The 8,466-nt window shown below is 66.0% G+C and carries 10 protein-coding genes; all 10 read right to left on the bottom strand.

Annotated elements, in window-relative coordinates; all coding sequences use genetic code 11:
* Positions 1-164: 164 nt before the first annotated feature.
* On the bottom strand, positions 165-860 hold the full coding sequence (locus tag KXJ60_RS00060; RefSeq protein ID WP_291123053.1) for a fumarylacetoacetate hydrolase family protein: 696 nt from the start codon (positions 858-860) through the stop codon (positions 165-167).
* 56 nt (positions 861-916) lie between these two features.
* Positions 917-1,219: a DUF1330 domain-containing protein gene (locus KXJ60_RS00065; RefSeq protein ID WP_291123055.1), complete on the bottom strand. Its 303-nt coding sequence runs from the start codon at positions 1,217-1,219 to the stop codon at positions 917-919.
* Between the two features lie 25 nt (positions 1,220-1,244).
* The gene (locus tag KXJ60_RS00070) at positions 1,245-2,606 is read right to left on the bottom strand and encodes a TRAP transporter large permease (protein ID WP_291123057.1); all 1,362 of its coding nucleotides are present in this window, start codon (positions 2,604-2,606) and stop codon (positions 1,245-1,247) included.
* 10 nt (positions 2,607-2,616) lie between these two features.
* On the bottom strand, positions 2,617-3,141 hold the full coding sequence (locus tag KXJ60_RS00075; RefSeq protein ID WP_291123059.1) for a TRAP transporter small permease: 525 nt from the start codon (positions 3,139-3,141) through the stop codon (positions 2,617-2,619).
* Positions 3,142-3,179: 38 nt separating this feature from the next.
* Positions 3,180-4,247: a C4-dicarboxylate TRAP transporter substrate-binding protein gene (locus tag KXJ60_RS00080; protein WP_291123061.1), complete on the bottom strand. Its 1,068-nt coding sequence runs from the start codon at positions 4,245-4,247 to the stop codon at positions 3,180-3,182.
* Positions 4,248-4,376: 129 nt separating this feature from the next.
* Positions 4,377-5,357 (bottom strand): quinone oxidoreductase, encoded by a 981-nt coding sequence (locus KXJ60_RS00085; RefSeq protein ID WP_291123064.1) that lies wholly within the window; start codon positions 5,355-5,357, stop codon positions 4,377-4,379.
* A gap of 49 nt (positions 5,358-5,406) precedes the next feature.
* Positions 5,407-6,351 (bottom strand): TRAP transporter substrate-binding protein, encoded by a 945-nt coding sequence (locus KXJ60_RS00090; protein ID WP_291123067.1) that lies wholly within the window; start codon positions 6,349-6,351, stop codon positions 5,407-5,409.
* Positions 6,352-6,365: 14 nt separating this feature from the next.
* A complete protein-coding gene (locus KXJ60_RS00095) occupies positions 6,366-7,346 on the bottom strand; it encodes a tripartite tricarboxylate transporter substrate binding protein (protein WP_291123070.1) in 981 nt (326 codons plus the stop codon).
* A 72-nt stretch (positions 7,347-7,418) separates the two neighbouring features.
* On the bottom strand, positions 7,419-7,958 hold the full coding sequence (locus tag KXJ60_RS00100) for a VOC family protein (RefSeq protein ID WP_291123072.1): 540 nt from the start codon (positions 7,956-7,958) through the stop codon (positions 7,419-7,421).
* Between the two features lie 45 nt (positions 7,959-8,003).
* Positions 8,004-8,417 (bottom strand): cupin domain-containing protein, encoded by a 414-nt coding sequence (locus tag KXJ60_RS00105; RefSeq protein ID WP_291123074.1) that lies wholly within the window; start codon positions 8,415-8,417, stop codon positions 8,004-8,006.
* Positions 8,418-8,466 lie beyond the last annotated feature (49 nt).

The raw sequence follows: 8,466 nt of genomic DNA on the forward strand, positions 1-8,466 counted from the left end.
AGTCCGAAGGACTCACGCGTTTTTTTATACCCCGCACAAAGCGACCCCACCAAGGGCATCAAGGGTCCGGCTACGCCGGCCCGAGATGCCGTCCCCCCTCGAAGCGCCGAAGGCGCGCCACAGAGGGGGGAAGCCGCAAAGCGGCGCAGGGGGGTGCCCCGACCTCACACCATCTGCACACGCAGCTCAGGCAGGCCCGTGATGGTGCCCACCATCGTGTCGCCCGCCACCACCGCGTTCACGCCCTCGGGCGTGCCGGTGTAGATCAGGTCGCCGGGCTGCAGCTCCCAGGCGGCCGAGAGGTGCTCGATGGTTTCGGCGATGTTCCAGATCAGCTTGTGGATGTGGCTGCGCTGGCGGTCCGCGCCATTCACCTGCACCGCGATCTCCGCGTTGACGATGTCGCCCGCCGCGGCCACCGGGGTGATGGGGCCGATGGGTGCGCTGAAGTCAAAGCCCTTGCCGATGCACCAGGGGCGGCCCTGCTTCTTCATGTCGTTCTGCAGGTCGCGCCGCGTCATGTCCAGGCCCACCGCGTAGCCGTACACGTGGGCCATGGCGTCGGCCGCCTTGATCGACTTGCCGCCCTCGCCAATCGCCACCACCAGCTCGATCTCGTGGTGCAGGTTCTTCGTGAGCGTGGGGTAGGGCATGCGCCCGGTCTCACCCGCGGGCACCACGACCACCGTGTCGGCCGGCTTCAGAAAGAAGAAAGGCGGCTCGCGCCCGGTGAAACCCATTTCCTTGGCATGGTCCTCGTAGTTGCGGCCCACGCAATACACGCGGTGCACAGGAAAGAGTTCGGCCTGGCCCACGATGGGCACGCCAGTGACGGGGGTGGGAGTGAACAGGTAGCTCATAGGAAATGGATGGATAAGGGAATGGGTGTTTCAACAGACCGGAGAAGGGGTGTTCCTCATACCGTGGCGTCACCGCCCTCGACGATGACGTTCTCGACCACACCCGCTTCACCACGGCGGAACGACGCCGCTTCGGTGTACTCGGGCGACTGGAAGCACTTCACGCCGGCTTCGAGCGTGGGGAACTCGATCACCACGAAGCGGTGGAAGGTCTCGGGCCCTTCCATGATCTGGTAGCGGCCACCGCGCGCCAGCACCTTGCCGCCGTGGGCCTCGATGATGGCCGGCACGCGGTCGGTGTATTTCTTGTATTGCACGGGATCGCGCACGATGCAGCGGGAGAGCCAGTAAGCAGCCATGGATGAATTCACTTTCTGTGGAAGGTCAGGGGTTGGCCAGGGCGAGGTTGGGCAGCCAGGTGGCCAGCGCGGGGAACACGGCGATGGTCACGATGGCGATCAGCAGCACGATCCAGTAGGGGATGCAGCCCCGGAAGATCTCGCCGTTTTTCAGGTCCGGTTCGTCCGGTATGGAGGCCTTCACCGTGAAGACCAGGATGCCGAACGGCGGTGTGAGCAGGCCGGTTTCGATGGCGAGGATGCCCAGGATGGCAAAGGCAATCGGGTCGAAGCCCAGGGCCATGGCCACCGGTGCAAACACCGGCACCGTGAGCAGGATGATCGAGATCGAATCGATCAGCATGCCGAGCACAAACCACACCAGCACCATGAGCAGCAGCACGGTGTACGGAGACAGGCCGGACTGCGAGAAGAAGTCCTGCGCCATGCCGGTCACGCCGGTCATGGAGAGCACGCGGGAGTAGAGCTGCGCGGTCACCAGCAGCAGCAGCAGCGGCGCCGAGGTGCGGCCCACCGAGATCACGGCGGCCAGCATTTCCTTGGGCTTCATGCCGCGCGACATGGCCAGCGCCAGCGCCAGCGTGGCACCCACGCCCGCGCCTTCGGTGGGCGTGAAGAAGCCGAACCAGATGCCGCCCAGCACGATGACGATGAGCGCCACGATGCCCACCGTGCTCCACAGGATGGCGCGCAGGTCGGCCTCGGGCACGTCGTTCTCGCGGTCCAGCTCCTTTTGCTGCACAGCCGGAATGTTGGGGCCTTCGCCGACCCGGTGCGGTTGTGTGTAGGCCACCCACACGATGTAGCCGATGTAGAGCACCACCACCAGCACGCCCGGGATGATGCCGGCGATGAACAGCTTGCCGATGGACAGCTCGGTGAGCACGCCCCAGACGATCATCAGCACCGACGGCGGAATGAGCATGCCCAGGCAGGCGCTGCCGGCAATGCAGCCCAGCGCGAACTTGCGCTCGTAGCCATGGCGGCGCATCTCGGGGTAGGCAATCTTGGAAAACGCTGCCGCCGCCGCAATGGACACGCCGGTAACGAAGGCAAACAGCGCGTTGGCCAGCACGGTGGCCGTGCCCAGACGCCCGCGAATGCGGTGCATCGACCGGTTGACGAGGGTGAACAGGTCGCGCGCCGCACCGCATTTGGCGAGGAACTCGCCCATCAGCATGAACAGCGGAATGACGGCAAAGACGTAGTCGCGCAGGGCCTCGTAGGCGGTGCTGGAGGCGAACGAAATCATGCCTTGCATGTCGCCCGTCATCATGAAGAGGCCGAGCATGCTGCACAGGCCCAGGGCGACGGCGATGTGGATGCCCGAGAAGACCAGCGTCAACAGAGCGCCGATGAGGATCAGCAGATCGGTGGGGTTTTGCATGGTGCTTCGGTCAGTGGGAAGTGGAGAAGGTCGCGGGCGCACGGCCGTGGATGGCATTGGCCACGTTCTGCAGCAGCATCAGCAGGTAGCTGGTGCTGGCCAGAAAGGTGCCGATCACCACGACAAAGCGGGCCGGCCAGACCGGTACGCGCAAGGCGCCTTCGCCTTCAAACTCGTTGGAGCTCCAGGCGTGCATGGCGCCTTCGATGCTGCCGTAGCAGATGACACCGAAGAACACCAGGCCCGCCAGGGCCGCCACGCACGCCATCACGCTTTGCGTGCGCGGGCTGCCCTTGCTCACGAACATGTCCACGTTGAGCATGCCGCCCGAGCGGATGGCGAAACCCGCCTGCAGGAAGCAGATGACGACGATGGACAGGGACACGATTTCGGTCGTGCCCTTCACGGGGCTGTTGAAGGCCCCCCGGCCGACGACGTCGGCCACCACGAGGAAACACAGCAGGAAGGCCAGCACGGCCGCCAGCACGAGAAGCGATTGGGTGATGCGGTCGTTCAGCCGCCTGAGCATGTCCATGGTGGTGCCTTGTCAAACGTCGGGGTAGCGCGCCGGGATTACTTGATCTCGTAGCGCAGCGGCCACTTGTGGCCCAGCTTCTCGGCCTCTTCCAGGGCGATCTTCAGCACCTGGGTGGCGGGCAGGCCTTGCTTGTCGAGCTCGGTCGCCTTCTCCTGTGGCCAGCCCTTGAGCGAGTTCGCCCATTCCAGCTTGACGTTGTCCGGCACGGACTTGACCGTCACACCCAGCGTCTTGAGCTGCTCGATCTGCTTGGGGTAGCCCTCTTCGTTCACCGTGCCGGTCTTGGCTTCGTACTCGCGGCCCACTTCCACGATGATGTCCTGCACTTCCTTGGGCAGGCGGTTGAAGCGGTTCTTGTTGATGGTCAGGCCGTGCCAGGTGATGGCGCCGAAACCGATCTGCGTGTAGTACTTGGCGACTTCATTGAGCTTGAAGTTCACCCAGGCCGAGGGGAACATGATCCAGCCGAAGTACACGCCGGTCTGCATGGCGGTGTAGGCCTCGGGCAGTGCGGACTGCACGGGCACGGCGCCAGCGTATTCCAGCCACTTCAGGTTCAGGCCGGCGCCTGCGAGCTTCTTGCCCTTGAGGTCGTTGATGGTGTTCCAGTCAAACGTGGTGCCCAGGTTGTAGCCGTTGTCGGAGATCAGGCCGAGCAGCTTCTGGTTGTACTTGTCCTCGAACACCTGCGACATGTACGGCACCTTGTTGTACACGGCGCGCGCGAGCTTCACGCTGCGCTCCGGGCTCATGGTGCCAAACGGCAGCATCACCTGAAAGCCGTGCAGCGGCAGGTTGGACGGCTCGAAGCAGAAGCAGTAGCCACCGATGTCGATGATGCCGGTCTGCACGCCTTCGAGCGTGTCGGCCGTCTTGACCATCGAGCCACCGTAGCCCTCCACAAACTCGATCTTGTGCTGCGTGCGCTCGGCCACGCGCTTGGTGACCTCGGGCACGAAGAACGTCTGCATGAGGTTGACGTAGGTGTTCACCGCGGGGTGGCCCGAGGCGATGCGCAGGCGGATGTTTTCCGCGTAGGCGCTGGAGAGGCCGACGGCGGCAATGGCGCTGGCCAGCAAGGTGTTTCTGACGAACTTGATCATGGTCTTGTCTCCTGATGTGAGGGCGTGAGCCCGGTTTCTTCCTGCTTCGAACATTGCGCCGGCCTTCATGGGGCCAGCGTCGGATTCCCTTTCAAACAAAAAGCGAGGCGTGGGCTTGCGTGGGCTGCGTCAGGGCAGGATCACGCTGGAGCCCGAGGTGCGGCCGGCGGCCAGCTCGGTGTGGGCCCTGGCCGTGTCGGTGAGGGCATAGCGCTGGTTGATCGACACCTTGAGCACGCCAGCGGCGCACAGCTCGAACACCGCGGCGGCCGACGCGCGCAGGTCGGCGGTGGAGGCGGTGTAGGTCACCAGCGTGGGGCGCGTGAAGTACAGCGAGCCAGCTTTCTGCAGCGTGGCGGCCGCCACGGGTGGCGGGGCGCCCGTGGTGGTGCCGAACGAGACGAAGTAGCCGCGCGGCGAGAGGCTGTTGAGTGACTGCTCGAAGCTGTTCTTGCCGACCGAGTCGTACACCACCGGCACGCCCGCGCCAGCGGTGATGGCCTTGACGCGTTCGGCCACGTCTTCGGTGAGCCGGTCGATCACGTGTTCATAGCCATTGGCCTTGGCCAGCGCCGCCTTTTCAGGGCCGGCGACCACGCCGATCATGTGCGCACCCAGGTGGCGGCCCCACTGACCGGCCAGCAGACCCACGCCGCCGGCAGCGGCGTGCATGAGCACGTGTTGGCCTTTCTGCACCGGGTAGCAGCGGCGCATGAGGTATTCGACCGTCATGGCCTTGAGCATCATGGCCGCGAGTTGTTCGTCGCTCACGCCGTCGGGCGAATGCAGCAGGCGCTCGGCGGGGTAGTTGCGGTGGGTGGCGTAGGCGCCCAGCACCGGGCCGCTGATGTAGCACACGCGATCGCCCGCCTTGAAGTCGGTCACGCCCGCGCCCACGGCTTCAACCACACCCGCTGCCTCTGTGCCCAGGCCGCTGGGCGTGGGCACGGGGTACTGGCCCGAGCGGGCATAGATGTCCTGGAAATTCAGGCCGATGGCGGTGTGGCGGATGCGCACCTCGCCCGCACCGGGTTCGGGCAGGTCCAGCTCGTCGAGCTGGAGCACGCTGGGTTCACCGGCGGCGTGGAAACGGATGGCTTTGACTTTCATGGGGCGACGGTTGGAAGTGGAGGGAGGTTGAAGAAAAGCGGTGATGGCTTCAGGGCACGGCGGGCTCACGTGCATCGGTGTGCAGGTAGGCCTGCACCAGGTCGGCCGGCAGGCGTTGCAGGTAGGTGTCGCGCACGGCGGCGGTGGCCGCGCGCAGGGCGGGCATGTCCATGGCGTCGGGTCCGATCACCTGCACGCCCAGGGCGCGCAGGCGTTTCAGGGCGCTGTCGTCCTGCGCGGCGGCGCTCTTGCGCTGCAGGGCGGTGGCTTCGTCCACAGCGGCTTGCAGCTCTGCGCGCTGCGCGGGCTTGAGCTGCTCGTGCCAGGCGCGCGGGCACACCAGCAGCAGCACGCCGAAGAAATGGGCGCTCATGCTCACGTGCGGGTGGTGCTTCCAGAGGTCAAAGGCGAGCAGGTTGGTGAGCGGGTTTTCCTGCGCCTGCACGGTGCCGTCCTGCACCACGCGCACGAGTTCTTTCACGTCGGTGGTCATGGCCTGAAAGCCGAGCGCGCCGAGCGCCTGGCGGTACAGCTCGCTGTCCAGCGTGCGGATCACGAGGCCCCGGCAGTCGGCGGGCGAGCGCAGCGGGCGCACGCCGTTGGAGATGTGGCGAAAGCCGTTGTCCCAGAACGCCAGCACATGAAAACCGCTCTGCCGTGCCACGGCATCGCGCAGCAGGTCACCGGCGTGGCCATCGAGCGCGGCGAGCGCGGTGGCACGGTCCTGCACGGAGAAGGGCAGATCGAGCACGGCGAGCTCGGGCACGCGGGCCGAGAGGTAGCCCGAGGCCATGTAGCCGATCTGCCGCTCGCCGCGCTCCACCGAGTCGAACAGCGAGGCCGCGCTCTGGCCGATGGCGGTCACGTCGGTCAGCAGGTGGGGCGTGCCCACGCTGCTGTCGTCCAGCCGGCGCGCCAGGTGCGTGAGCGCACCGGTGAGGATGGACGTGCCGCCCTGGTAGCCGGCGAGGTGCAGGGGTGGGGGTGTTTTCATGCGCGCGCCCCGGTTCAGGCGGTCGGGATGTTGGCGTCGCGAATGATCTTGTCCCAGCGCACGTAGTCTTGTTCGACGATGCGTGCGAGCTGTTGTTCGTTGCGCGCCCAGGGTTCCAGCCCCGAGCGGATGAGTTGCACCTGGAAGTCGCGCTCCAGCGCGATGGCCTGCGCCTGGCGGCGCAGCTCGGCCAGGGCGTCCTGCGGCACGTCGCGTGGCAGGAAGAGGGCGATCCAGGAGGAGTAGTCGTAGTTCTTCACGCCCGCTTCCTGCAGCGTGGGCAGTTCGCGGAACTGCGCGTGCCGCTCGCTGCCGCAGTAGCCGATGAGGCGCACGCGCTGGTCGGACAGGAAGGGCTGTGCCAGCGACAGGGCCATCGACATCACCTGCACCTCGCCCGTGGCCACGGCCAGCGCGGCCTGGCTGGCGCCGCGGTAGGGCACGTGCTCGAGCTTGCTGCCGGTGTAGGCGTTGAACATCTCGGTGGCCATGTGCTGCGGGCTGCCGATGCCGCCCGACGAGTAGGTCACGCGCTCGGTTTTGGCCGTCTTGATGAGGTCGGCAATCGTCTTGATGTTCGAGTTGCCCGGCACCGCGAAGAAGGTGGGAATGTTGGCGATGCCAGCCACCGGCACGAGATCGCGGCGCGTGTCGACCTTGATGTTCTTGGCCTGCAGGTGCGGCAGGATGGTCATGATGCTGTTGTTGAGCGCGGCCACCGTGCGGCCATCGGGGCGCACCCGGCTCAGGCGCTCCAGCCCGACGAGACCGGCCGCAGCTGCGACGTTTTCCACCACGAAGCTGTTGCCCGCCATGCGCTGGCCCAGCCGCTCGGCCATGTGGCGCACCGCCACGTCCGATGCGGTGCCCGCCTGCAGTGGCAACACCAGCGTGATGGGGCCACCGGGGTAGGCCTGCGCCTGTGCGGTGCCGTTGCCCAGCAGCCCGAGCGCGCCAGCGCCGCCCCAGGCCAATACCTGCCTTCTTTGCATCATGTCTTGTCTCCTTCTCGTTATGAAAACCGTGCCGCGCCCCTGCGCTGGCCAGACCCTGCTGTGTCGCAGGTGTCAGAAAGTCGAGGCCTTGACCGGCGCCTCTTTCGTCATCACTTCCGCTGCCGACTTGTCGTTTTCCCCTGCGTCGGTCCACTCGGGCACGCGGCCAATGCGCGCGGCTTCGTGCCAGGCGAAGTTGAGCTCGACCTTGATGCCGTTGATGGGCTCGCGCATGAAGAGCTGGTAGAGGTTGGAGTTGTGCGCCTTGCGCTCGCTGAACTCCACGCCGTTCTTCGTCAGGCGGTCGATGAACTCCTCGATGCCTTCGCAGTTCAGGCACAGGTGGTCGATGCGGCCCGAGCCCATGGCGCCGGCGGCCGAGAAGTCCTTGTCGCCATCGGTGGGCGTCTTCAGGTAGGTGTCCTGGTGGTTGGAGTAGCGGGCCTTGCCGATGTGGATCACGTCCTGCTCGCCGATGTAGAGCCAGTACACGGGGAAGCCGAACTCGGGGTGGTAGCCGTTGCGAAAGCCCAGGTTCTCCACGAACCAGTCGCGCGTGGCCTCGGGGTCGTGCGTGAGGATGAGCAGGTGTTCCAGAAAGCGCAGTCCCATCGTTGTCTCCTTTGTTGTGGTGTCAGGGGGCGGTGTGCGGGCGCATCACTTGGCGTGCTCGGCCGCCACGGGGCGGGTCTCGCCGGTCTCGATCAGGGTGCGCGTGGCGTTGACCGAGGCGTAGATCCACAAGATCTTCATGGGCTCGGTGTCCGACATGTTGCGGAAGCGGTGCGGCACGTTGGGTGGAATGAAGGTGGTGTCCAGCGGCTTGAGCTCCTGCACTTCGCCGTCGATGTCGAGGTAGGCGTGGCCGCTGAGCAGCACCACGCTTTCTTCGCAGTTGTGGCTGTGGAACGGGATGGCCGTGCCGCCGCTGAATTCGGTAATGCCGTTGATGAAGGTGCTCGCGCCCACCGAGGGCAGCACCAGCGGCGTGGTGCGCGCACCGCCGCCCCGGTCGTGGCTCTTGATCTGGTCGGGGCGCAGCACGCTGTATTTGGTGGCGGTCGTGGTCATGGGGATTCCTTTCGGGTCGAAGGTCTGGGGCTCAGGTGCGTGCGGGACC

The sequence above is a fragment of the Hydrogenophaga sp. genome, from assembly GCF_019264445.1.
Lineage (GTDB): Bacteria > Pseudomonadota > Gammaproteobacteria > Burkholderiales > Burkholderiaceae_C > Hydrogenophaga.

Bases quoted from the DNA above. Each gene is read 5' to 3' on its own strand.
- KXJ60_RS00095 (WP_291123070.1), bottom strand. From the start codon at position 7,346: ATGATGCAAAGAAGGCAGGTATTGGCCTGGGGCGGCGCTGGCGCGCTC.
- KXJ60_RS00070 (WP_291123057.1), bottom strand. From the start codon at position 2,606: ATGCAAAACCCCACCGATCTGCTGATCCTCATCGGCGCTCTGTTGACG.
- KXJ60_RS00105 (WP_291123074.1), bottom strand. From the start codon at position 8,417: ATGACCACGACCGCCACCAAATACAGCGTGCTGCGCCCCGACCAGATC.
- KXJ60_RS00085 (WP_291123064.1), bottom strand. From the start codon at position 5,357: ATGAAAGTCAAAGCCATCCGTTTCCACGCCGCCGGTGAACCCAGCGTG.
- KXJ60_RS00065 (WP_291123055.1), bottom strand. From the start codon at position 1,219: ATGGCTGCTTACTGGCTCTCCCGCTGCATCGTGCGCGATCCCGTGCAA.
- KXJ60_RS00090 (WP_291123067.1), bottom strand. From the start codon at position 6,351: ATGAAAACACCCCCACCCCTGCACCTCGCCGGCTACCAGGGCGGCACG.
- KXJ60_RS00100 (WP_291123072.1), bottom strand. From the start codon at position 7,958: ATGGGACTGCGCTTTCTGGAACACCTGCTCATCCTCACGCACGACCCC.
- KXJ60_RS00080 (WP_291123061.1), bottom strand. From the start codon at position 4,247: ATGATCAAGTTCGTCAGAAACACCTTGCTGGCCAGCGCCATTGCCGCC.
- KXJ60_RS00060 (WP_291123053.1), bottom strand. From the start codon at position 860: ATGAGCTACCTGTTCACTCCCACCCCCGTCACTGGCGTGCCCATCGTG.
- KXJ60_RS00075 (WP_291123059.1), bottom strand. From the start codon at position 3,141: ATGGACATGCTCAGGCGGCTGAACGACCGCATCACCCAATCGCTTCTC.